At 54.9% G+C, this 23,882-nt stretch carries 25 protein-coding genes; 5 read left to right on the top strand and 20 right to left on the bottom strand.

Annotated elements, in window-relative coordinates:
• Positions 1 to 22: 22 nt before the first annotated feature.
• From H1D41_RS05150 to H1D41_RS05140, 3 genes are read right to left on the bottom strand one after another with little or no spacing between them, the layout of a single operon-like run.
• Entirely contained in the window at positions 23 to 1,348 is a 1,326-nt protein-coding gene (locus H1D41_RS05150) for a TRAP transporter large permease (RefSeq protein ID WP_107497243.1), read from the bottom strand.
• Positions 1,348 to 1,962 (bottom strand): TRAP transporter small permease subunit, encoded by a 615-nt coding sequence (locus H1D41_RS05145; RefSeq protein ID WP_228847883.1) that lies wholly within the window; start codon positions 1,960 to 1,962, stop codon positions 1,348 to 1,350. Before H1D41_RS05145 ends, H1D41_RS05150 begins: the two co-directional genes overlap by 1 nt.
• On the bottom strand, positions 1,959 to 2,720 hold the full coding sequence (locus tag H1D41_RS05140) for an N-formylglutamate amidohydrolase (RefSeq protein WP_228848073.1): 762 nt from the start codon (positions 2,718 to 2,720) through the stop codon (positions 1,959 to 1,961). Before H1D41_RS05140 ends, H1D41_RS05145 begins: the two co-directional genes overlap by 4 nt.
• 176 nt (positions 2,721 to 2,896) lie before the next feature.
• Between H1D41_RS05140 and H1D41_RS05135 the strand changes: the two genes are divergently transcribed.
• Entirely contained in the window at positions 2,897 to 3,781 is an 885-nt protein-coding gene (locus H1D41_RS05135) for a MurR/RpiR family transcriptional regulator (protein WP_228847882.1), read from the top strand.
• A gap of 342 nt (positions 3,782 to 4,123) precedes the next feature.
• Here H1D41_RS05135 and H1D41_RS05130 read toward each other — a convergent pair whose 3' ends face one another.
• A complete protein-coding gene (locus tag H1D41_RS05130; RefSeq protein ID WP_228847881.1) occupies positions 4,124 to 5,080 on the bottom strand; it encodes a GlxA family transcriptional regulator in 957 nt (318 codons plus the stop codon).
• An 84-nt stretch (positions 5,081 to 5,164) separates the two neighbouring features.
• Between H1D41_RS05130 and H1D41_RS05125 the strand changes: the two genes are divergently transcribed.
• From H1D41_RS05125 to H1D41_RS05115, 3 genes are read left to right on the top strand one after another with little or no spacing between them, the layout of a single operon-like run.
• Positions 5,165 to 6,325, top strand: a complete 1,161-nt coding sequence (locus tag H1D41_RS05125; RefSeq protein ID WP_228847880.1) for an acyl-CoA dehydrogenase family protein — start codon at positions 5,165 to 5,167, stop codon at positions 6,323 to 6,325.
• Entirely contained in the window at positions 6,326 to 8,362 is a 2,037-nt protein-coding gene (locus H1D41_RS05120) for an acetate--CoA ligase family protein (protein WP_228847879.1), read from the top strand. It begins immediately after the preceding gene.
• On the top strand, positions 8,359 to 9,144 hold the full coding sequence (locus tag H1D41_RS05115) for a carnitinyl-CoA dehydratase (RefSeq protein WP_228847878.1): 786 nt from the start codon (positions 8,359 to 8,361) through the stop codon (positions 9,142 to 9,144). Before H1D41_RS05120 ends, H1D41_RS05115 begins: the two co-directional genes overlap by 4 nt.
• Before the next feature lie 39 nt (positions 9,145 to 9,183).
• Here H1D41_RS05115 and H1D41_RS05110 read toward each other — a convergent pair whose 3' ends face one another.
• Positions 9,184 to 9,621 carry an Lrp/AsnC family transcriptional regulator gene (locus tag H1D41_RS05110; protein WP_228847877.1) on the bottom strand — a complete coding sequence of 146 codons (438 nt, stop codon included), beginning with the start codon at positions 9,619 to 9,621 and terminating at the stop codon, positions 9,184 to 9,186.
• A 104-nt stretch (positions 9,622 to 9,725) separates the two neighbouring features.
• Between H1D41_RS05110 and H1D41_RS05105 the strand changes: the two genes are divergently transcribed.
• Complete coding sequence (locus tag H1D41_RS05105) at positions 9,726 to 10,502, top strand: carbon-nitrogen hydrolase family protein (protein WP_228847876.1); 777 nt, start codon at positions 9,726 to 9,728, stop codon at positions 10,500 to 10,502.
• Positions 10,503 to 10,835: 333 nt separating this feature from the next.
• On the opposite strand, the gene H1D41_RS05100 is transcribed toward H1D41_RS05105, so the two are convergent.
• The 15 genes from H1D41_RS05100 to H1D41_RS05030 all read right to left on the bottom strand — a co-directional run bounded on the left by H1D41_RS05100 (position 10,836) and on the right by H1D41_RS05030 (position 23,744).
• Positions 10,836 to 11,627, bottom strand: coding sequence for an amino acid ABC transporter ATP-binding protein (locus H1D41_RS05100; RefSeq protein ID WP_107497252.1), 792 nt, complete (start codon positions 11,625 to 11,627; stop codon positions 10,836 to 10,838).
• 15 nt (positions 11,628 to 11,642) lie between these two features.
• Complete coding sequence (locus H1D41_RS05095) at positions 11,643 to 12,992, bottom strand: amino acid ABC transporter permease (protein WP_228847875.1); 1,350 nt, start codon at positions 12,990 to 12,992, stop codon at positions 11,643 to 11,645.
• Between the two features lie 2 nt (positions 12,993 to 12,994).
• Entirely contained in the window at positions 12,995 to 14,326 is a 1,332-nt protein-coding gene (locus tag H1D41_RS05090) for an amino acid ABC transporter permease (RefSeq protein WP_107497254.1), read from the bottom strand.
• Between the two features lie 129 nt (positions 14,327 to 14,455).
• Complete coding sequence (locus H1D41_RS05085; RefSeq protein WP_107497255.1) at positions 14,456 to 15,472, bottom strand: amino acid ABC transporter substrate-binding protein; 1,017 nt, start codon at positions 15,470 to 15,472, stop codon at positions 14,456 to 14,458.
• A gap of 241 nt (positions 15,473 to 15,713) precedes the next feature.
• Entirely contained in the window at positions 15,714 to 16,418 is a 705-nt protein-coding gene (locus H1D41_RS05080) for an ATP12 family chaperone protein (RefSeq protein ID WP_228847874.1), read from the bottom strand.
• Positions 16,415 to 17,461, bottom strand: coding sequence for an RluA family pseudouridine synthase (locus H1D41_RS05075; RefSeq protein WP_228847873.1), 1,047 nt, complete (start codon positions 17,459 to 17,461; stop codon positions 16,415 to 16,417). Before H1D41_RS05075 ends, H1D41_RS05080 begins: the two co-directional genes overlap by 4 nt.
• A complete protein-coding gene (gene crcB / locus H1D41_RS05070; protein WP_228847872.1) occupies positions 17,458 to 17,835 on the bottom strand; it encodes a fluoride efflux transporter CrcB in 378 nt (125 codons plus the stop codon). Before crcB ends, H1D41_RS05075 begins: the two co-directional genes overlap by 4 nt.
• Before the next feature lie 33 nt (positions 17,836 to 17,868).
• Positions 17,869 to 19,209 (bottom strand): replication-associated recombination protein A, encoded by a 1,341-nt coding sequence (locus tag H1D41_RS05065; RefSeq protein ID WP_228847871.1) that lies wholly within the window; start codon positions 19,207 to 19,209, stop codon positions 17,869 to 17,871.
• A 54-nt stretch (positions 19,210 to 19,263) separates the two neighbouring features.
• Entirely contained in the window at positions 19,264 to 19,851 is a 588-nt protein-coding gene (locus tag H1D41_RS05060) for an acyl-homoserine-lactone synthase (protein ID WP_107497260.1), read from the bottom strand.
• A gap of 57 nt (positions 19,852 to 19,908) precedes the next feature.
• Positions 19,909 to 20,520 (bottom strand): helix-turn-helix transcriptional regulator, encoded by a 612-nt coding sequence (locus H1D41_RS05055; protein WP_228847870.1) that lies wholly within the window; start codon positions 20,518 to 20,520, stop codon positions 19,909 to 19,911.
• 322 nt (positions 20,521 to 20,842) lie between these two features.
• Positions 20,843 to 21,262: a 50S ribosomal protein L17 gene (rplQ, locus tag H1D41_RS05050; protein WP_107497262.1), complete on the bottom strand. Its 420-nt coding sequence runs from the start codon at positions 21,260 to 21,262 to the stop codon at positions 20,843 to 20,845.
• Between the two features lie 142 nt (positions 21,263 to 21,404).
• Positions 21,405 to 22,421 carry a DNA-directed RNA polymerase subunit alpha gene (locus tag H1D41_RS05045; RefSeq protein ID WP_107497409.1) on the bottom strand — a complete coding sequence of 339 codons (1,017 nt, stop codon included), beginning with the start codon at positions 22,419 to 22,421 and terminating at the stop codon, positions 21,405 to 21,407.
• 113 nt (positions 22,422 to 22,534) lie between these two features.
• Positions 22,535 to 22,924, bottom strand: coding sequence for a 30S ribosomal protein S11 (gene rpsK / locus H1D41_RS05040; RefSeq protein WP_107497263.1), 390 nt, complete (start codon positions 22,922 to 22,924; stop codon positions 22,535 to 22,537).
• Positions 22,925 to 22,940: 16 nt separating this feature from the next.
• Entirely contained in the window at positions 22,941 to 23,309 is a 369-nt protein-coding gene (gene rpsM, locus H1D41_RS05035) for a 30S ribosomal protein S13 (RefSeq protein ID WP_107497264.1), read from the bottom strand.
• Between the two features lie 216 nt (positions 23,310 to 23,525).
• On the bottom strand, positions 23,526 to 23,744 hold the full coding sequence (locus H1D41_RS05030; RefSeq protein ID WP_228847869.1) for a hypothetical protein: 219 nt from the start codon (positions 23,742 to 23,744) through the stop codon (positions 23,526 to 23,528).
• Positions 23,745 to 23,882 lie beyond the last annotated feature (138 nt).

Raw genomic sequence — 23,882 nt, 5'->3', positions numbered from 1 at the left:
TTGGTGCGGGCTTCTTCTGAATTTAATTTCCGTAAACATACCCGGGCAGCCAAAGTGCGAGCTGCGGGAAAATCATCACAAGGGCCAGCGCCAGAACCATCACCAAAGCAAACGGAATGATGGACTGATAGATATCGCGCAGGCTGATTTCCGGTGGCGCCATGGCGCGCATCAGAAACAGGTTATACCCGAAGGGCGGCGTCATATAGGCGATCTGTGTGGTGATCGTGTACAGCACACCGTACCAGACCAGATCAAACCCAAGCGCGCCAACCAGCGGCACATAGAGCGGGGCAACAATCACCAGCATGGCGGTGTCATCCAGGAAGGTGCCCATGATCAGGAAGCTCAGCTGCATCACGATCAGGATCATCCAGGGTGACAGGCCCAGTTTCTCGGTGAACAGGGCTTCAATCGCTTTCACAGCGCCCAGCCCGTCAAAGATCGCACCAAAAGCCAGGGCAGCGGCGATGATCCAGAGGAACATACAGGTGATCGCCAGGGTCTGACGCACGGAAACTTCAAACACCTCGCGGGTCATACGGCCCTTGAACACAGCAGCGAAGAAGGCAGCAAGGGCACCGACGGCAGACGCTTCGACCAGGGACGTCAGGCCCATGACGAAAGGCACCATCATGATCATAAAGATCGCAATCGGCAGCAGGCCTGCACGCAAAAGGCGGATTTTGTCAGCACGTGTGTACTGGCCGCGTTCTTCATCCGATAGAGTCGGGCCAAGGTGCGGCTGAATGCGGCAACGCACGTAGATATAGATGATGAACATCGTCGCCATCATCAGGCCGGGAATGATCCCCGCCAGCCAGAGCTGCCCGACAGGCGCACGCGCAATCAGCGCATAAAGCACAAGCACCACGGAAGGCGGCACAAGGATACCAAGGGAGGACCCCGCCTGGATCACCCCGGTAACCATAATCTTATCGTAGTTGCGTTTCAGAAGTTCTGGCAAAGCAATGGTCGCGCCAATCGCCATACCCGCCACAGACAGGCCGTTCATCGCGGAAATCAACACCATCAGCAGGATTGTCCCGATGGCAAGACCGCCACTGGTGCCCCCCATCCAGACATGAAACATCTTATACAGGTCATCCGCGATTTTGCTTTCGGCCAGGACGTAACCCATAAAGATAAACATCGGCAGCGAGACCAGCGAATACCATTGCATGAGTTTCATGATCGATGTGAACGGGATCTCTGATCCGCCAGGCCAACCCAGCGTCAGACCCGCCATAGATCCGACAAAACCGATGGCACCAAAGACACGCTGACCGGTCAGCATCATCAGCATCATGCCGCTGAACATCAGAAGGGCGATGAGTTCGTAAGACATCAGATTTTTTCCCCGCGGATGCGTAAGAGGTCTTTCAGGAATTCGGATGACGCCTGGAGCAGCATCAGGATCACGCCCAGCGCAATCGTCAGTTTGATCGGCCAAAGCGGCAGTTTCCAGGTGCGGGTTGCTTCAAACCGGCCAAGATGTTCTGCTGCTGCATCAAAGCCACCGGTAAAAAAGCTACCAATCAGCATGCCGAAGAACTCCCAGGCGCCCAGCTTGTAATGTGCCCCCAGCGCATAAGCGAGGCTGGACGCCGCACCATTCAGAACCACGCCAAGATAGAAAGCCAGGAACAGAATGGTGATCGCATCCATCCAGGCTTTCTGCTTTGGCGACCAGCCGCCATAAAACAGATCCATCCGCACATTTGCGCCCAGCTGCATGGAATAAGGCCCGCCGACGATGAAGTACGCCACCAACAGGAACTTCGCGATCTCGATGGTCCAGCCGGCGGGGATGAAGCCTTCGAAACTGTAAGACATGGCCCGCATGAAGATCGACCACAGAAGCACGCCGATCAGCACGAACAGCAGATACATGGCGACGCGGCCGATGCGGTAGTTCATGGCGTCGATTGCGCGGATATAAGCGAGGGTTGCACGCTTCATGATGCCTCCTCCAGGAAGATGTCCGCCAGGGCCGGGCGCAGCATGCCCAGCAATTCATCCGCCAGCTTCACGCAATCCGCCTCTGATCCCAGAAGGTCATTGCGCACCTCGATCATGACATTGGGCAAGCCGCGTTCAAGACCGTAGATTTTCAGAGAATGGGTCACACCATCATCCGGCCCGTAAGGCATATTGCGATCTGTGCGGCGCGGTGCGGGTTGCGCCAGCATGGCATCGGCAAGGCGGGTATCTGCGTCATGCAGAATGCCGATCTCAGTCGGGCGGTCTTCGCCATAATAGACCGGTGTGAAACTGTGGATGGTGACAATCGCCGTCGCCTGCCCCCGGTCAGCACGGGCATCCAGAAGATCACCCACCGCCGTGCGGAAAGGATCATAGATCAGCTGCGTGCGTGCATGGCGATCTTCCTGGCTCAGATCGCCATTCCCTGGTACGTCGATAACTTCGGACTTTGCGGGCATCGCGCCGGGTGCTTCGGGCGGGCGGTTCAGATCATAGACCAGACGCGAGACTTCGGCATGTACCAGCGGTGCATCAAGTGCACGGGAAATATGTTGCGCCATCACCAGTGCGCCCGGATCCCAGACAGCGTGGGCCTGTCGGTTTTGCGTCGACAGACCCAGCCCATCCAGGACCTCCGGAATACGGGAAGACGCATGCTCACAGATCACAACAACATTGCCCGCGCCATCTTCATTTGAGACGCGTACAACCTCTCCGATTGTGTGTTCATTCAGCACAGCAGACTCCCCTCCCGGATGTGGACCAAATCGGCCTTCTCATCATCCTGAAGAGATAATTTCCATAAGATCCACTTCTGTCAATATCTTTTCACAGCTTTTGCATTTTCGTGGCGTAACAGATAAGTTACCCTGAAACAGAGCCTGTTTTTCAGGCAGAATATCGGGGTGACATGTCAGAAGAGACGCAGGAAAACAGCGAAACCGTCCGTGAACTGATCCGTCAGCATTACGATGCTCTGACGCAATCTGAACGCAAACTTGCGCAATCTCTGTTGGAGAATTACCCGGCCTCGGGGTTGGCCTCGATCACAATTGTTGCTGACAACGCGGGCGTTTCGACCCCAACCGTTGCGCGGATGGTGCAGAAGCTGGGCTTTCGCGGTTTCCCGCAATTTCACGAGGCTTTGCGACGCGAACTTGAAGCACAACTGTCCGGCCCCATTCAGAAACGTGAACTCTGGGCCTCTGAAGCCCCCGAATCACATCTGCTGAATCGATTTGCCGATGCGGTCATGTCCAACATGCGCCAGACCCTGCGCCATGTGGACACTGACGGATTTGAGAAAGCCGTCAGCATGCTGTCACAGCGGGATTCGCATTTGTTTGTTGTCGGCGGGCGGATCACCCGGGCGCTGGCGGAATATGCCTTCACCCATATGCAGGCGATTCGCCCCGGTGTAACCCATATGACAAGTTCCGCGGCGACATGGCCGCATTATGTGGTGGATATGAAAGAAGGCGATGTGCTGCTGCTGTTTGACATCCGCCGATATGAAACCAATCTGGAACGGCTGGCGGAACTGGCGTCCTCGCGCGGCGTGCAGGTCATTCTGATCACGGATCAATGGGGATCGCCGATTTCCAAGATCGCCAGCCCGGTCTTCAGCTGCTGGGGGGAAATTCCATCGGCCTGGGATAGCAACATCGCAACCATTATGTTTCTTGAAGCACTGATCGCCGGCGTGCAGGCCGAAGACTGGCCACAGACGCGGGAACGATTTGAACAACTGGATGAGATTTTTGATCTGACCAGACTGTATCGTAAGTTCAGCTGAGCCATTGCATCTGCAATCCGATGCAAAAAGCAGGGCTTCATGCCAGGGCGCCGATGACGGAAAGTTGCGCCCCGGCAAAAGCACCCGTATCAAACAGGCTACCCCAACGGAGATTTTCAGGAACCAATAACCAAACTACCAAACTACCTTGAACGAAACCAAACCTGAAATGTCCAAACTCGTTACAATTTGGTTAATGAATAGTTACCGTGTCGCGAGTAAGGCATCCGCACCGCCATTCGTGTTTTGATTGTGACATTTTTTTGAACATCACCTCACAGCGGAAACAATTACCCGGTTTAAAATTGATTATCTGAAATTTTTTCCCGACAAATTTAGTCACTATTGATTCCGCATTGCACGAGGGGCCTCACCGAATTCAGCTTTGAACGCACGGGTAAGAGCAGACGGATTTTCATAGCCGCAGCGCAGCGCGATCTCTGCCACAGCCAGATCACTGTCCGTCACCAGTTTCCGGGCCAGGTTCAGGCGCAGGCGACGATAAACCAACAGGGGCCGTGCGTTCAGCTCTGTCTTCATGTGGCGTTCCAGCGTGCGTTGCGTACATCCGACCTGTTTCGCAATTGCAGCAATCGTCAGCGGTTCTTCGATATTTTCCTGCATCAGAAACACCGCCCGATCAACCGTACGGCTGCGTCTGCGCGGAGAGACTTCGGAAGATCGCGCCGCTTCCTGTGTCATGAATAACTGTGCGACTTCCAGGGCCAGAAGCGGCCCGTGATCACGCCCAATCAGATGCATTACCAGATCAAACGCCGCCATCGCGCCGGAACAGGAAATGCGATCTCTGTCGATCACAAAACGTTCGCGCAAAGAGTCTGTTTCAGGGAAAGTCTCTGCAAATTCGGTCAGTTCCTCCCAATGGATCGTCGCCTTATACCCCTCAAGCAAACCCGCCTTTGCAAGCAACCAACTGCCCGTATCAAGCCCGGCCAGCACCCTGTATCTCTTCGCGGACTCGCGCAGTTGCCGCAGCAAAGGAACCAGACCCAGCGCCTGATAATCATAGGATGGCATCAGGCACAGCATATCCCCGCGCCCGTCACGCAGGGTTGCGTAAGGTTCGACAAACAATCCGGACGAACTGCGCACGATTGCCCCATCGACGGTCAGAAACCGCCATTGATAAAGTTCGCGGCGCGACAGCGTATTCGCCGCCCGCAGGGGTTCAATCGTGTTGGCGAGGCAGTGATTTGAAAACCCCGGAAACAACAGAACATCCACCTTCTGCGGTACGTCTGTCCCTGGGATGATCTCTGCGTTTGTCCGTTTCTGCATAAAGAATGCCTAACCCTGCACGATAGACAATAGCAAGCCGGGAAATCATCAGAAGAACAGAAGAACAGAAGAAGGAATCCCAGCATGCAGTTTGGCCTGAGTGATGAACAGGAGATGATCGTCTCCACCGTCCGCAGCTTTGTGGAAAATGAGATCTACCCCCATGAGGCCGAGGTCGAACGCACCGGCCATGTCCCCCATGAGCTGGGCCAGGAGATCAAACAAAAATGTCTGGACCTGGGGTTTTATGCCTGCAACTTCCCGGAAGAGGTCGGCGGCGCGGGCCTGTCGCATGTGGATTTCACCCTGGTGGAACGGGAACTTGGGCGCGGGTCCATGGCGCTGACCCACTTCTTTGGTCGCCCGCAGAACATCCTGATGGCCTGCAATGAGGAACAACGCGAACGCTATCTGCTGCCGGCCGTACGTGGTGAACGCATGGATGCGTTAGCGATGACCGAACCGGACGCCGGATCTGACGTGCGCGGTATGAAATGCCAGGCGGTGCGCGATGGCGGTGATTGGGTGATCAATGGGTCCAAGCATTTCATTTCCGGTGCGGAACATGCGGATTTCTTCATCGTCTTCATTGCAACCGGCGTTGATGAAACCCCACGCGGACCAAAGAAACGCATCACAACCTTCCTGGTGGATCGCGGCACACCGGGATTTGAAGTGCGCGAGGGCTATAATTCCGTCAGCCATAAGGGTTACAAAAATTACATCCTGACATTTGATGACTGCCGCCTGCCCGATTCCCAGGTTCTGGGCGAAGTTGACGGCGGCTTTGCCGTGATGAACGAATGGCTTTACGCCACCCGCATCACCGTTGCGGCCTTCAGCGTCGGGCGCGCGCGTCGTTGCTTTGACTATGCGCTGAACTATTCAGCCGAGCGCAGCCAGTTCGGTCAACCCATTGGCAAATTCCAGGGCATTGGTTTTCAGATTGCCGATATGATCACCGAAATTGATGCGGCTGACTGGCTGACACTTGCTTCGGCCTGGCGTCTTGATCAGGGATTGCCAGCCAACCGGGAAATCGCCTCCGCAAAACTCTACGCGTCCGAAATGCTGGCCCGTGTCACCGACACGACATTGCAGATCTTCGGCGGTATGGGGCTGATGGATGATTTCCCAATCGAACGTTTCTGGCGCGATGCCCGTGTGGAACGCATCTGGGATGGCACAAGCGAGATCCAGCGTCACATCATTTCCCGCGATCTGCTGCGGCCTCTGGGGGCGTAAATGGCGGATCTGCATAGACTGTTGCGCCCGCGTTCTGTTGCCGTGATCGGCGGCGGGGCCTGGTGTGCAAATGTGATCGAACAATGTGCCAGGATAGGTTTCACGGGTGAGATCTGGCCCGTGCATCCCAGAAAATCAGAGGTCGGCGGAGTGCCGGCCTTTGCCTGTCTCTCTGATCTGCCCACAGCCCCGGATGCCGCCTTTATCGGCGTGAACCGGGACGCAACGATTGACGTCGTGCGGGAACTGTCCGCGATGGATGCGGGCGGCGCGGTTTGCTTTGCTTCGGGCTTTTCCGAAGCGCAGGAAGAAATGGCCGACGGGGTCGAGAAACAGGAAGCCTTGCTTGAGGCAGCGGGCGAAATGAAAATCCTGGGCCCGAACTGTTACGGCATGCTGAACTATCTGGATGGCGCTGCGCTCTGGCCGGATCAGCATGGTGGGGTGCCGTCTGAAACCGGTGTCGCCCTGATCACCCAATCCTCCAACATCGCGATCAATCTGACCATGCAGGCGCGCGGCCTGCCCCTGGCCTATGTGGTGACCGCCGGCAATCAGGCCCAGACCGGCCTGTCCGAAATCGGAAAGGCCCTGTTGCAAGACGAACGCGTCACAGCACTTGGCCTGCATATCGAAGGCATCGACGATCTGCGTGGCTTTGAGGCCATGGCGGCAGAAGCCGCACGTCTTGGCAAATCCGTCGTCGCCGTGAAGATCGGAAAATCCGATCACGCCCAGTCAGCTGCGATCTCACACACGGCCTCACTTGCGGGCAGCGACGCGGGGGCACGGGCGCTTTTGAAACGGCTGAATATTGGGCAGGTTTCGTCTCTTTCCGCCTTGTTAGAGACCTTAAAGCTGCTTCACGTCGCAGGACCTCTGGCATCAAACCGCATCGCATCCATGTCCTGTTCCGGTGGCGAAGCCAGCCTGATGGCAGACACCGCCCATGACACCCGCCTGACCTTCCCACCGCTGAACACCCGTCAGGAATCCAACCTGCGTGCCGCACTTGGCCACAAAGTCGCGCTTGCCAATCCGCTGGATTACCACACCTATATCTGGGGCGACCGTACGGCGCTGGCACAATGTTTCACCGCCATGATGGATCCAGATCTGGCCTTGGGAGTGATCGTTGTCGATTTCCCCCGTGCCGATCGTTGTTCTGCGGCAGAATGGGAAGATGTGATTGTCGCGGCCTCTGAGGCACAGAAAGCGAGTGGCCGCCCGGTGGCGCTTTTGTCATCCCTGCCGGAAAACATCCCGGAAGATATCTCTGCCCGGCTGATCACTATGGGTGTTGTGCCCTTTGCAGGCATGTCTGACGCGATTGAAGCCATGGATGTGGCGGCACGGATTGGCGCGGGTGGACCGGCGAAACAGACCCTATTCATGCCCAAAACGCCTGAAACAGAGACTGTTATGCTGTCAGAGGCAGAAGGAAAATCTCTGTTGGCAAGCCATGGTCTGCGCATCCCCGGTAGCGCCCGCGCGACCAGCCCGGAAGCAGCGGCGGCAGAGGCGGAACGCATCGGGTTCCCGGTGGTTCTGAAGGGCGAAGGCATTGCGCATAAGTCAGACGCTGGCGCGGTGGCGCTGAACCTTTGGGGTGCGGATTCAGTGTCTATTGCGGCGAAAAACATGCCATGTGACACATTCCTTGTGGAAGAGATGATCACCGGCACCGTCGCAGAACTGTTGGTTGGCGTTATCCGTGACCCGGCCCATGGCATGGTCCTGACGCTTGCGGCTGGCGGTGTGCTGACCGAAATTCTACAAGACAGTACCTCCCTGCTGGTGCCTGCATCACGTGACGACGTTTTGAACGCGCTGAACAACCTGAAAGTCGTGAAGCTGCTGGATGGTTATCGCGGCCAGCCTGCGGCCAATAAGGAAGCAATTGCAGACGCTGTCATGGCAGTGCAGGCTGCCGTCATGGCCGAGGCCCCTGAAGAAATCGAAATCAACCCGCTGATGTGTGGCCCGGACGTGGCAATCGCAGCAGACGCCCTGATCCGCACCGGAGGAAAACAATGACCTACAACCCCATTAAAACTGAACGCCGGGGCCACGTGCTTGAAGTCACGCTGGACCGCCCGAAAGCCAATGCGATTGACCTGGCCACCAGTCGGATCATGGGCGAGGTTTTCACCGACTTCCGCGATGACCCGGAACTGCGTGTCGCGATTATCACCGGCGGCGGCGAGAAATTCTTCTGCCCTGGCTGGGATCTGAAAGCCGCAGCAGACGGTGATGAAGTGGACGGTGATTACGGCAAGGGCGGCTTTGGCGGCTTGCAGGAATTGCGCGGATTGAACAAACCGGTGATTGCGGCGGTGAACGGAATCTGCTGTGGCGGCGGCCTGGAACTGGCCCTGTCTGCCGACATTATCCTGGCGGCGGATCACGCAAGTTTCGCCTTGCCCGAAATCAATTCCGGTACCGTGGCCGATGCCGCATCGATCAAACTGCCCAAACGCATTCCCTATCACATCGCGATGGAAATGCTGTTCACCGGACGCTGGATTGATGCAGAGGAAGCCGCACGCTGGGGCATGATCAACCAAATCCATTCTGGCGCTGATCTGATGGCAAAAGCACGTGAAATGGCGGATCTTCTGGCCTCTGGCCCGCCGCTGGTTTACGCGGCGATCAAAGAAGTGGTGCGCGAAGCGGAAGATATGAAATTCCAGGACGCGATGAACAAAATCACCAAAAGCCAGTTTGAAACGGTTGAAACCCTGTACCGCTCTGAAGACCAGCTGGAAGGTGCAAAGGCTTTCGCTGAAAAGCGTGATCCGGTCTGGAAGGGCAAGTGAGATACAATCCGGCGGGTGCTTTCTGCGCCCGCTGGGTCTTCATGCGAACCGACGCAATCGGACAGAACAATTGGTTTCAGCCACATCCGGGAACATGCGGATTTTGGCCAGCGTGTCATCAAGCGCGCTGAGCGATCCAACGACAATCTCGGCTGCCAGATCATAGGTGCCGTTCAGCGCACAGATGTCCCGCAACCCCGGGATCTTTTTCAGCTTTGCAACCACCGGCCGGCTGTCCCCGGGCTTCAGACGGATCAGCAAAAGCGCCGGGATCAGCCCGCTGTCTTCATTTTCACCCAGTTCAACCGTGAAGCGACGGATCACCCCACGATCGCGCAGCCGGTCAATCCGAGTCGACACCGTGGCACGGGACACAGACAGCATTCGGGCGATGTCACTGGTCGCCATGCGCGCATCTTCACTGAGCAGTTCGATAATCTTATGGTCGATTTCATCCATAGCAAAAGTATCACCCACTCTGACGATATGCGCAAGCATCCGACGTATTGATATGCATCTAATGATGATCCGCAAAGGTCATTTCCTCTATTCTGCCCTCAACAAATTTGAGGAGAACCAAGATGAAAGTCACCGTATGTCAGATCGATCCCCGCCCGGGGCATCTTGATGGAGAGCTGAAAGCGCTTGCGGAACATGTGAAAGCGGAAGGCACAGACTTCCTGTTGTTGCCGGAAATGAGCCTGTCTGCCTGGCTTGCCGCCGATCAGAACCCCGACGCTGCCCGCTGGGCCCAGGCCGTGACAGATCACGAAGCGCGCATTGCGGAATTTGACCAACTGGGTGCGAAGGCCGTGATGGGCACCCGCCCGGTTGTGAACGCACGGGGCAGCCGCCGCAATCAGGCCTATCTGTGGGACGCAGAAAGCAAGTCCACCAGCGGGTTGCATGAGAAATACTATCTGCCCGATGAAGAAGGCTATTGGGAACACACCTGGTATGATCGCGGCGACAAGAGCTTTGATATCGGCCGCGCGTTAGACATGCGTATCGGCGTTCAGATCTGTACTGAAATGTGGTTCCTGGAATGGGCCCGCCACTATGCTGCCTCCCGCGCGGATCTGCTGTGCATCCCCCGCGCAACCCCGCATGGGTCACAACACAAGTGGCTGGCGGGCGGTCAGGCATCAGCCGTCTGTTCCGGCGCTTATGGTCTGTCCTCAAACCTCTGGTGCCCAGAAGGTGACAAAGCGAACTGCGGCGGCCTGTCCTGGATTGTCAGCCCCGAAGGCGACATCCTGGCACAAACCGACCCGGACAATCCTTTTGCAACGGTAGAGATCGATCTCGATTTTGCACGCCACAGCAAAACCACATATCCGCGGTATGTGCCTGAGTGACAATCAACCTGATATCGCCTCTTATCATAGATTAGTGGGTGGAATATCCTCGTTTCAGTTAACCGGAGGATTCAATGCCTGATACAATAGAACTCATGGATAAAGTTACACGCATCGAAGTGATCAGTGAAAAGGGACGGGAATATGTCAGGCACAATTGCAATAGCGTTGAAATCGCAATGCAAGACGATGGCAGAACGCTCAAACTGTTTTTAAACAGAGCTTCCGCACAAGACAGACCAGATCCCTCAGAACCAACTTCGTAACTTAGGTTTTCACAAACAAAAACCCCGGTCGCATGGACCGGGGTTTTCTTTTGGTATGGTGGGGTGATCAGTGTCCCAGGATCTGGCTGAGAAACAGTTGAGTACGCTCAGACTTCGGATTATTGAAGAACTCTTCCGGCTCGTTCTGTTCCACGATCTGGCCCTGGTCCATGAAGATCACACGGTTTGCAACCTGACGGGCAAAGCCCATCTCGTGCGTTACGCAGATCATTGTCATGCCCTCTTCCGCCAGTTCGATCATTGTATCCAGAACCTCTTTGATCATCTCCGGGTCAAGCGCAGATGTCGGTTCGTCAAACAGCATGATGCGTGGTTTCATGCAGAGCGAGCGGGCGATTGCCACACGCTGCTGCTGACCACCGGACAGCTGGCCCGGGTACTTCAGGGCCTGATCCGGAATTTTCACCTTCTCAAGGAAGTGCATCGCTGTTTCTTCCGCTTCTTTGCGCGGCACTTTCCGCACCCAGATCGGGGCCAGCGTACAGTTTTCCAGAATGGTCAGATGCGGGAAGAGGTTGAAGTGCTGGAAGCACATACCAACTTCACGACGGACCTTATCGATGTTTTTCAGATCTGAGGTCAGCTCAGTCCCGTCAACGATAATGTCCCCCTGCTGGTGCTCTTCCAGACGGTTGATACAACGGATCAGCGTCGATTTCCCGGAACCCGAAGGCCCCGCGATAACGATGCGTTCGCCTTCATTCACAGTCAGGTTGATGTCACGCAGCACGTGAAAGGCACCATACCATTTGTTCATGTTGTTGATCTGGATCGCCACGTCGCTACCGACATGCATTTTAGAGCGATCAATTTGACGTTCAGTTGCAAGTTCAGACATTGGTTGAACTCCTTCTTAATGGGATGTCTTGAGCTTGCGCTCGAGATACATGGAGTAGCGGGACATGGAGAAGCAGAAGACAAAGAACACAATCGCGATGAAGGCGAAGAGTTCCCAGTAAATGCCGTTCCAGGCTGCGTCCGCGCGAATGCCGTTTGTCAGGCCAAGCGGATCGAGGATCGCGATGATCGAAACAAGCGTGGTGTCTTTGAAGATACCAATGAAGTTCGACACGATACCCGGGATCGAGATCTTCAGTGCCTGTGGCATGATGATCAGTCGCTGTGCCTGCCAGTAGTTCAGACCAAGAGAGTCAGCCCCCTCATACTGGCCACGTGGCAAGGCTGCCAGACCACCCCGGATCACCTCAGCCATATAGGCAGACGCAAACAGAGTAACCATGATCAGAACTCGCAGGATGATGTCAAATTCCGTGCCGGGTGGCAGGAAGATGTTCAGCAGGGTTGATGCAACAAACAGCAGTGTAATCAGCGGCACGCCACGGATGAATTCGATGAACCCAACGCAAAGTGCTTTTACGATCAGCAGATCAGACTGACGACCCAGCGCCAGTACGATACCAATTGGCAGGGAACCAACGATTGCGACCACACCGATAAAGATCGACACGGTAAAGCCACCGAATTTACGGCTTTCCACAACCGGAATATCCAGCGCGATGATGCTTTGCATCAGATCCGCAAACGGCCCCATCAGGAACAGCCACCAGATCACAGGCAGAACAACTGCAATGATCAGTCCGGCCAACTCACCAACAATATCCGCGAGGTATTTAAAGGCAAAGTAACCGATGGCAAAACCAAGCGCTGCAGCAACCGGGAACCACACGGTACCGCCCCACATCAGCCATGGCATGGCAAATGGGAAGATCGCAGTGATGATCAGCATTTTGCGCGGCAGTTTATCAAACAGAACCGGTGCAACAGCCGCAAGGATCAGAACAAATGTAGCGATCGGGCGGAAATACGCAGGCCATGCACCTTCGGGTGGATTACCAAGGTACATTGTCGGATCAATCGGGTATGGCGGATAGAAACCAAATACCAGCTGTACCCAGCGGTCGTTGATCACAGCCCAGCAGGCCCCTTCATGATGCTCACCATAGGTTGCCTTCAGGATCTCGCGGCATTCTGTCAGGGAACTTGCATTCCAGACAGACTGAAACGCCCATGGAAGCACGCCAGACAGAACGAAAAGCACCAGGACAATGGACAGGATGGTCAGGACAGAATTCAGAACTGAACTGAACAGGTTCGCCTTGGCCCAGCCGATGAAGCCCACGGTGGATGCCGGTGGCTCTTTCTCCGGCAGCATTTCTGTACGAACGAAAGAAATATCACTCATTCTCAGCGCTCCTGCAATTTGATGGATTCATTGTACCAGTTCATCGCCATCGAGATCGTCAGCGAGATGGAAAGGTAAATGAGCATACCGAGAAGAACAGTTTCAAGTTCGCGGCCGGTCTGGTTCAGGGTTACCCCCATCAGCGTACCGGTCAGATCCATATAACCCACCGCAATCGCGAGGGAAGAGTTCTTCGTCAGGTTAAGATAGTTGGAAATCAGCGGCGGAATGATCACACGCAGTGCCTGTGGCAGAACCACAAGGCTCATGGTGCGGCCCGCGCTCAGGCCCAGTGCACTCGCAGCTTCGGTCTGACCTTTAGAGATCGCCAGGATCCCCGCACGTACGATTTCCGCGATAAAGGCAGCTGTGTACAGAGACAAAGCCAGCCAGAGCGCAATCAAAGAGTTCCGCAGATGCAGACCATCTTTGAAGTTAAAGCCCTTCAGTTCTGGTACAGTGAAGTACAGTCCCAGGAGGTAAAGCAGAATGACCATTGGCACCACAACAACAGCCAGGCGGATATACCAGGTTGTCGGACGGTCACCGGTTTTTTCCTGAATATCATCTGCACGCTGTTTGATCCGGCGTGAGATATAAAGCGTACCGGCCAGAAGTGCGACAATCGCGAGGAAATCAAGGCTGATCTGGAATGTGCCACAAGCCGGGTTGATGTCTACCAGGCCTTCAGATCCATCATAATATGCAGCACAGGCTGCATCCGTTGATGAAGCACCAACAGGCAGATCGCCAAGGCCACCATCAAATTTTGGATCAGGAACATAGATACCACGGTTGGTCACAGCAACTGTGCCAAACAGGCTAACACTGGCTGTCGCATTGTCGCCCCGGAATTCGCGTGGACCAGGCGGGATCTCAATCATGATCGCCATGGCAAGCACGATCCACAGAAGGACCGGCACGTTCCGGAACATTTCAACGTAAACCGCCATCAGGCGGGAAACGACCCAGTTTTTAGAAAGACGCAGAACACCGACCAGCACACCAATAACAGTGGCGGTGATACAGCCAAGAACCGCGATCACAAGCGTGTTCAGTACACCGATGAAAGCAGCGCGGATATGCGGACTTTGTGAATTATAGTCGAGAAGACGCTGGTTGATATCGTAGCCTGCAGGTTCCCAGAGGAAACGGAAGCTGGGCTCTTTGCCCAATGCGGCCAGGTTATTGGATGTATTCCAGATCAGCCAGCCAAAGAACGCCGCAAACCCCAGAAGCGCGACCACCTGAATGGTGATGGCTCTGTAGCGCGTATCGTAAATCAGCATGGACAGTCGGAACGACTCCTTTGGGGGGTCGGTCATTACCGTCATGAAGACATTTCCCTGTTGTCCCGGGTCTTAAGGTGCGGTGCCTTTTGGCACTCATTCATCCCGGAGTTGTTTTACTTATGTATAATAGAAAAAGGGCGCGGAACATGCCGCGCCCCTTTCCTTATGTGTTTAGCGGAAGGGTGGGGAGTACAGCAGGCCGCCGTCTGTCCACTGGGCATTCAGCCCGCGGGACAGAGCGATTGGTGTGTTCTCACCAATGTTACGCTCAAACAGTTCTGCGTAGTTGCCGCCAGCTTCCAGAGCGCGCTTGCCCCACTCTGCGTCCAGACCCAGCATCTCGCCCAGGGAACCTTCGGTGCCCAGCAGACGGTTGATTTCAGGGTTGTTGGAACCAGCAGCCATCTCAGCGATGTTTGCGGAAGTCACGCCCAGCTCTTCAGCTGTGATCAGTGCGTTCAGAGTCCAGCGAACAACATCGCCCCACTCGTTGTCGCCGTGGCGAACAAGCGGACCGAGAGGCTCTTTGGAGATGATTTCTGGCAGCAGAACGTGATCGCCTGGTGCTTCGAAAGTCGCACGTGTCGCAGCCAGACCGGATGCGTCAGTGGTGTAAACGTCACAAGCGCCAGCAAGGTACTGCTGTTGTGCTTCAGCGTTGGTTTCGATTGGCACTGGCTCATAAGAGATGCTGTTTGCACGGAAGAAGTCCGCGAGGTTCAGCTCAGTTGTGGTACCGGTCTGGATACAAACGGTCGCGCCGTCCAGATCTTTCGCGGACGTCACACCCAGTTCAGTCGGAACCATGAAGCCCTGACCATCGTAGTAGTTCACGCCTACGAATTCAAACTTCAGGTCAACGTCACGGGAGAATGTCCATGTGGTGTTACGTGCCAGCATGTCGATCTCACCGGAAGCCAGCGCAGTGAAGCGGGTCTTGCCAGTTGTCGGAACGAATTCAACAGCGTTAGCGTCGCCAAGTACAGCAGCTGCAACAGCGCGACATACGCCTACGTCAAAGCCTTCCCACTCGCCGTTTGCGTCAGGTGCCGCAAAACCAACGAGACCCGTGGTCACACCACAGTTCAGTTTGCCGCGAGCCTGTACGTCATCAAGCGTACCAGCGTAAGCGCCGCCGGCAGCGATGCCAGCTACGGTCAGCGCGCCAAGAAATACGGATTTTGTCATATTAACCTCTTCCTGATGGTCCACCCGTTTTTGGGTGGTTGTTCCGGCCTTTGTGGCCGGGGTGATTTCCGGGGTTAGCCCCCGAGTATCAGGAGTTTGGTCAAATTCTGTCCTCAACGTCAAGGAATAGTCGCGCTTTGTGATGGAATGGGTCACAAAAATTTATGTGAAACACACCTAAACCTGTCGATTCAGCCAGGAAATTCACAAAGTCAACTGGACTCATCGCAGGCAGGCGGTATCAGAGGAGTGCGTAAAATGCAGCAGCATCCATAAAGGACTGTCGCTTTACACCCACCATTTGTTCGTTTTCTTCGTCTTCACCCCACTGGCTGATCTGCCAGGTCTCGTCGATTCGCGACATATCCCAGAGGTTGTCCCCGGTATCATGGGCATGTATCAGAGCGAATGCGATGATCAGCGACCCGGACAGAGCCACGAGGTCATGAAACGCAGCAAGTTGAAAGGGTTCCAGTGCTTTCACCTGCGCTTCCAGGCGCGCAAGGCTGTCTTCCGGCTGTGAGGCAAACATCACCCCTTCAACCGGGGTCAATGTCGCATTTAACACATCCTTCGCCCAGATCAGAAGCGGATCCCAGGCCTGCGCCTGCAGATCAATCAGTTCCTGCGGACCGTCAGCGCGATAGCAGATCAGATCGGTGCCACCGTATTCCGCCAGCATTTCAGCGACGGCGCTATGCTGCGGTGTCACCTTATCAATCGCGGAATTGGCCATACGGGTGAAGGGCATCGTGTCCGGCCGGACTTCATCTTCCTGCGCCTGCCATTCGGTGGCAATCTTTTCCGCCAGCGCCCGTGTCGGCACCGCGAAAGATGTCTTCGCCGGTGTTTTCACCGGACGCCCATCAAGCAGCACCCGAAATCCGTTGTCACAGGCTTCTACAGTGGTGTCTTTCCAGAAGCGTTTTGCCTTCCAGTCGCTCATGTCAGATCCTCAAACGGGTCATCTGCCGCATCGCCCAACTCCCAGCCCAGCGTATCCCAGGTGCGCTGCATATGGTCGGGCAGTGGCGCTGTGATGGTCAGAGGCTTATTAGTCACCGGATGAGTCAGGGTCAGGCTGCGCGCGTGCAGATGCAGCTTTTTGCTAAGTTCACCGCCCAGTTGCGCGCCCCAGCCATCGCCAAGGTTTTCCTGGCCAGATCCGCCGTATTTGCCGTCACCAATGATCGGGTGGCCCAGTTCAGACATATGCGCCCGTAATTGATGGGTCCGGCCGGTGACAGGCACAAGTGCTGCCCAGCTGACACGACCACCAAGACCGGAAATCACGGTGTAATCCGTGGTTGCACGTTTCGCACCTTCGACCTCATCAATGTGACGGGGATGCACACAGTGCATTTTCTCACCCTCACCACCCTTGCCGTGGCCCGGTGCTTTCACCAGCCCCCAGCGCAGCGTTCCGTGACGTGGCATAGGCACACCAGCAACAGCCGCCCAGTAAATCTTGCGGGTATCGCGGGATCGGAAAGCTTCGGTCAGCGCGCTTGCGACTTTGCGGGTCCGGGCCATGATCAGCACACCGGATGTGTCTTTGTCCAGGCGATGCACCAGGCGTGGTTTTTCATCCAGCCCGAACTTCAAAGCCTCTGCCAGACCATCAATATGACGTTTCTGCTTGCTGCCCCCCTGGGTCGGCAGACCGGGTGGTTTGTTCAGCGCAATGATGTGATCATCGCGATACAGAACGATCCCTTGCATCATGCGCGCATCAGAATCCGACACATCTGGCGTCACCGGACGTTCCGCCATCTCATGTGCATCCGGCAACGGCGGCACGCGCACCACCTGCCCGGTTTCGAGACGGGTTGCGGTTTTCACCCGGCCGCCGTCAACACGGATATCCCCCTTGCGGCACAGTTTTTCGATCCGGCCCTGCGGGATATGCGGAAACAACCGGCGAAACCAGCGATCCAGGCGCTGATCAGATTCAGATTCAGTAATTTCAATTTTCTGCACGCCACTCATGCGAAGATCCCCCGTGCGATAGATACGCCCATAAACAGCGCCAGCACCGATGCGACAACAGAGAGCGTCATATAAAGTGCTGCCGAGCCAAACTGCCCGCGTTCAATCAGATTGAATGTTTCCAGCGAGAATGCTGAAAACGTTGTAAACCCGCCCAAGACACCTGTCATGATAAAAGGTGTCAGAGCGACAAATCCGCGGACCTCAGCATAGATCAGGAAAAACCCCATGAGGAATGATCCGATGATATTTGCGCCAAGCACACCAATGGGAAAGCCAAGCGCTGTAAAGCGCATCGCAGACAGAACGAGGGCATAACGAAGCGAAGCACCAATTGCCCCGCCAAGTGCCACCTGAAGAAAGGCTACAGACATAGAGGCTTCCTTTTGATCAGGCGGGCCGGAATGTCAACCGGAACCCCGTTTTGCCCTTAATTTAACGAAGTAATCGACCCGACGTTTCAGTTCCCGTTCAAAACCGCGATCAACGGGTTGATAATAGACACCACGCTTCATCGTTTCCGGGAAATAGTTCTGCCCGGAAAATCCGTCTGCCGCGTCATGATCATAGGCATATCCATCGCCATAGCCCTGATCTTTCATCAGGGATGTAGGCGCGTTCAGGATGTGTTTGGGCGGTGGTTCTGATCCGGTCTGACGCGCGGCGGCCATGGCGGATTTATAGGCGACATAGGCCCCATTCGATTTTGGTGCCAGTGCCAGATAGATCACAGCCTGGGCCAGGGCCAGTTCCCCTTCGGGACTGCCAAGGCGTTCATAGGTTTCCCAGGCGTGCAGACAGTGAGTCTGCGCCTGGGGATCAGCAAAACCGATGTCCTCAACAGCCATTCTTGTGATCCGGCGCGCCAGAAAGCGCGGGTCTTCCCCGCCGGTCAGCATCCGGGCAAACCAGTAAAGCGCCGCGTCGGGATCAGACCCCCGCACGGATTTATGCAGGGCGGAAATCAGGTTGTAGTGTTCATCACCCGATTTATCGTATTTCGTTGCCCGCCGCATAAGCCGCGTTGAAAGTGTTGCTGTGTCAAGCTTCTCGCCTGCTTTCGCTTCAGGCCATGCCGACACCTGTTCAATCAGGTTCAGAAGCGCGCGCCCATCGCCATCCGCCATTTCCAACAAGGCCTCGCGCGCAGGGCCGTCCAGCGGCAGCGCCTGTTGCATTTCTTTTTCGGCCCGCTGTGCAAGAAGTTCCAGGTCACGCAGATCCAACCGTTCCAGCACCAACACCTGGGATCGTGACAGAACCGCTGAGTTCAGCTCAAAACTTGGGTTTTCGGTGGTGGCCCCAACCAGAAGAATGGTCCCGTCTTCCATATAGGGCAAAAAGCCATCCTGCTGGGCTTTGTTGAACCTGTGAATCTCATCCACAAACAACAGCGTCCCCTGCCCGTTTGTGCGGCGCAGCTTTGCGGCCTCAAATACTTTCCGTAACTCCGGAACGCCGGTGAAAATCGCACTAATCTGAATGAATGTCAGATCGGTTTCATCCGCCAGAAGGCGGGCGATCGTCGTTTTACCAACACCGGGCGGCCCCCAGAAAATCAGCGACGACAGACTACCGGCTGACAGCATGGTCCCCAGCGGGGCCTCAGGACCAAGAACCTGCTGTTGCCCGATCACCTCAGACAGGCTGCGGGGTCGCAGACGATCCGCAAGCGGACGGGGCGCAACCTGGGCTGCGCCCGTCTTTTTTTCAGGGTCATCTGGTGTGGCGTCAAACAAATCTATCATGAATCAAAACTACGCTTTCCCAATCACAAGGGAAAGCCTTAACCAGACTGTAAATCAGTGCAGATTGCCGGTCAGGTCAATCGACACGCACTGATAGTTGCCATCACCAATGAACATTTCGCGACCAATAGCTTTGCCTTCCAGACCGCAGCGCCCGAACCAACGCGGCCAGTTTGCGGCAGTCAGGGTCAGCAGGCTTGTTGCCCCCTCTTCCCGGGAGGCTTTCAACATAGCTGTCGCGATATAGGCGTGAATACGACGCCGGATACGTTGTGGCGTCGCATGAGAAACAAACACACGGGTGCATTCCCAGGTCTGTTCGTCCACCGGGGCGTCCTCATAAAGAAGATCTTCCGGAATCGTGCCAAGAAGGCCCCGTTGTGCATCGCGGATCATGTAGGAATACATTCCGACCTTCATGGTTGTCGGTGTCAGTCGGATACCAGCATAGACCTGGCCAAAATCGTGGATCGCGACCCAGCGGCTGGCAGGCGTGTCATACTGATCGTATTCCATATCCAGAGCCTCAGGCAGGTCCCAGTTTTTCTGCACGATGAAGCTTTGCTTTCTTGCGCGAAAAAGGTTTGCGAATAACTCCCCATGGTTGTGAAGATTTTCGAAAGAAAGAGTCGTGGTTTGCATGGTATTTTTCCCAGTTTGAATAAAAACTGCGAAAATTACCGACGCGAACCGTTCCGCTTATAGCAGCCTGTAGTCCTTTGCGCGCTGAATTGCTTCGGCGGTTGTCCGGGCATGGAGTTTTTCCCGGGCCCCCATCAATCGGGCTTTCAAAGCACTCTCTGATATACTGAGTTTGGCAGCCGCTGCCGCGTGCCGGTCGCCGTCGGCAATTAATCGCAGAGCTTCGATTTGTGCCTTTGTCAGGCTCTCCGGCGGTTCCACCATCTGGTGCAACCGGCGAACTATTTGCGAAATCTCTTCGATTTCGCTGTCTTCGAATTCCCTGTCATTGCGACAGAAACTGGCAATGGTTCTGGAACGGACAGGGCCTGTGGAAATAGTCATGCCATGGGTCAGGCCAAATGTCTTTGCTTCGGCCAGGACACCAAATGTGTCGGGGATTTCAAATTCGGACCAACGGCAAGCCCCTTCGGTGCTGAACCCCCAGGCAATGGTCGGGTCGCGCAATGCATAGGCTTGCTCGGTATAATGATCGAGCCAGCCCTGGTCATAGGTGGAAAATTGCATAAGTGCGGATGCGAAACGAATATGCAAGCCGACAAAATACCCGGACGGCGCCAGGATACTCAGCTTTTGTAGTTCAAGATCTACTGATGATTTAACAGACATACCTTTTTAGACAAGTTGCCAGAAAAATCGTCAACCTTAAATTGAGGTATGTCACTACAAAATAAAACTGAGAATAATCTTGCACCGAACTATTTCAGATACTTTCACTCAATTGACCATGTTGCCAGACAGCGTGCGCCTTAATTTACTGGACTTTATGCATGAGTCCCAACAGGCGGACGAACAGTTAAACAACTTCTTGATAAAGCTGAAAGAAGCGGCGAAGAAACGCCCGGAATCAGAAGGTCACTAAATAGACAAGGTATTAAACTGAAAAGGGCCCTGCTATTGCAGAGCCCTTCCGAATCAAATTGCTGGTGAATTACTCAGCAGCGGCGTCTTCAGCTGCAACGCGGGCTTTGTCAGCCGCACCTTTTGCATCAACATCGCGGTCAACCAGTTCGATGATCGCCATTGGCGCCATGTCACCGTAACGGAATCCTGCTTTAAGAACACGGGTATAGCCACCCTGACGCTCTTTATAGCGTGGGCCCAGAACTTCGAACAGTTTCGCAACGTCCTTGTCCTGCTTCAGCTGTGCAGCGGCCTGACGGCGTGCGTGCAGATCGCCACGTTTGCCAAGTGTAATCAGTTTTTCAATTACACGCTTAAGCTCTTTCGCTTTTGGCAGGGTAGTTTTGATTTGCTCGTGCTCGATCAGGGAACCAGCCATGTTGGAAAACAGGGCTTTACGGTGCTCGTGAGTACGGTTGAGGCGGCGGTAGCCTTTTGCGTGACGCATGTGTCTTTTCCTTCGTCAGTGTTTTACTTTGTCTGGCCGCTGATGCGTGTCAGCTGCTCTCCTTGGGGCGGAACGCCCATATATTCCCCGGTTAGCCGGGCATTTGCGGCGGGGTACACCAGAAGGCGCACCCCGTCAATTATCAGAACTGATCTTCGAACTTTTTCGCCAGATCTTCGATGTTCTCTGGTGGCCATTCTTCGACATCCATGCCGAGGTACAGCGCCATGCCGGACAGAACTTCTTTGATCTCGTTCAGAGACTTACGGCCGAAGTTCGGCGTACGCAGCATTTCTGCTTCGGTCTTCTGGATCAGATCGCCGATGTAAACGATGTTGTCGTTCTTCAGGCAGTTTGCGGAACGGACAGACAGTTCCAGTTCGTCCACTTTCTTCAGCAGAAGTGGGTTGAACTCGAGGCCATCGTCTTCTTCCTGACGGGAAGCCGCTTCTGGCTCATCAAAGTTCACGAAGATGGACAGCTGATCCTGCAGGATGCGCGCAGCGAAAGCCACAGCATCATCAGGGGTCACAGAACCGTCGGTTTCCAGTTTCAGTGTCAGCTTGTCATAGTCCAGAACCTGACCTTCACGGGTCGGCTGAACGTCGTAAGACACTTTCTTCACCGGGGAATAGATTGCATCGATCGGGATCAGACCAATCGGCGCATCTTCCGGCTTGTTTTTCTCAGCAGCAACATAGCCCTTACCGGTATCAACGGTCAGTTCCATGTACAGATCTGCACCATCATCCAGGTGGCAGATCACGTGCTCTTTGTTCAGAACTTCGATGCCGGCGCTTTCAGAAATGTCACCAGCGGTCACAACAGCAGGGCCGTTTGCGGAAATGGAAACACGCTTAGGGCCTTCTGCTTCCATGCGCAGTGCCACACCTTTAAGGTTCAGCACGATGTCGGTTACGTCTTCACGCACACCTGCAACGGAAGAGAATTCGTGCAGAACGTTGTCGATCTGTACGGAAGTGATGGCTGCACCCTGAAGGGATGACAGCAGAACACGGCGCAGTGCGTTGCCCATGGTCAGACCAAAGCCGCGCTCAAGCGGTTCAGCGATCACGGTTGCCTGACGTGCAGGGTCGTTGCCTGGTTTTACTTCAAGCTGTGTTGGCTTGATGAGTTCCTGCCAGTTCTTATGGATCATGCGTAGTGCCTCCATTCATGTTTCCGGACCATGTCCCTGACCGAAAACGCCCGAGGTTTCAAAATGCAAAATCCGGGCCCATGAAACCATGAGCCCGGGAAAGTCGTAAACGCTTATACGCGGCGACGCTTTGGTGGGCGGCAGCCGTTGTGAGCGATAGGTGTTACGTCACGGATAGAAGTGATGTTCAGACCCAGAGCGGCCAGAGCGCGCAGTGCGGACTCACGGCCGGAACCCGGACCCTGTACTTCAACTTCAAGTGTTTTAACACCGTGTTCCTGTGCTTTCTTGCCCGCATCTTCCGCAGCCATCTGAGCAGCGTAAGGTGTGGATTTCCGTGAGCCTTTAAAGCCCATGGTACCAGCAGAGGACCAGGAAATAGCGTTACCCTGAACGTCAGAGATCAGGATTTTGGTGTTGTTGAACGAAGAGTTCACGTGAGCAACACCAGAGGCAATGTTCTTGCGCTCTTTTTTCTTCGTACGAGTCTTATCGCGTGCCATTGATCAAACCCTCCCTTTACTTCTTCTTACCAGCAATGGCCTTTGCAGGACCTTTGCGAGTACGAGCGTTGGTAGAAGTACGTTGACCGCGCACAGGCAGGCCACGACGGTGACGCAGACCACGGTAGCAACCGAGATCCATCAGACGTTTGATGTTCATGGTAACTTCACGACGAAGGTCACCTTCAACATTGTAGTTCGCATCGATGTGCTCACGGATCGCCAGAACTTCTGCATCAGAGAGTTCGTTTACGCGACGGGTGAGGTCGATTTTCACAGCTTCACAGATAGCTTCAGCAGAAGTGCTGCCGATACCAGTGATATAAGTCAGGGCGATCGGGACCCGTTTATGGGTCGGGATGTTAACGCCGGCAATACGTGCCAAGTGTCATATTCCTTTTCGTTGCGATTCCGTAGTACCGGAACCTTTTTTCACAACGTAAGCCCGAGGCATGAATGCGCCGGGCCGCAGCTGAATTCGAGGTGATTCTTCTACGCAGGCAAAACCTGCGCAGAATCAAAATCCCTTGCGGGATAAGGCTGTTTATGGAGTTTTGTTTTATGCGTCAAGCAGGAAGCTGCCCCAGCGCATTAACCCACCTCAGTTTATTGGTGACGTAATCGTATCACTGCTGCCGCCGCCAACGGCAGCCGCAAAGAGGATCAGCGCAAAAAGCGGGATCAGCCAGTCGGAACCAGAGGATGCAGAAGCCTCCTCAACGATTACTTCCTCCTCCATCACAGGGGCAATCAGATTACCCGCATTGGCAGAAGATACGATCAGAGTAGCGCTCACCAGAGCGGCAGAAAAAAGTTTCATAGGTCACATTCCTGTATGTAAAAAGCAGAGAACAAAAATACATTGAAAAACACAGCGCGCACAAAGGCACACCCGTTTCCTACCCCAAAACAAGATTAATTTCCAGATATCCTTTAAGGCAGACCCTTAAAAATAACA

Source organism: Halocynthiibacter styelae (assembly GCF_016123485.1).
Classification (GTDB): Bacteria; Pseudomonadota; Alphaproteobacteria; order Rhodobacterales; family Rhodobacteraceae; genus Halocynthiibacter; species Halocynthiibacter styelae.
The sequence above is the reverse complement of the archived record's forward strand: the minus strand, read 5'-3'. Positions and strand labels throughout refer to the sequence as shown.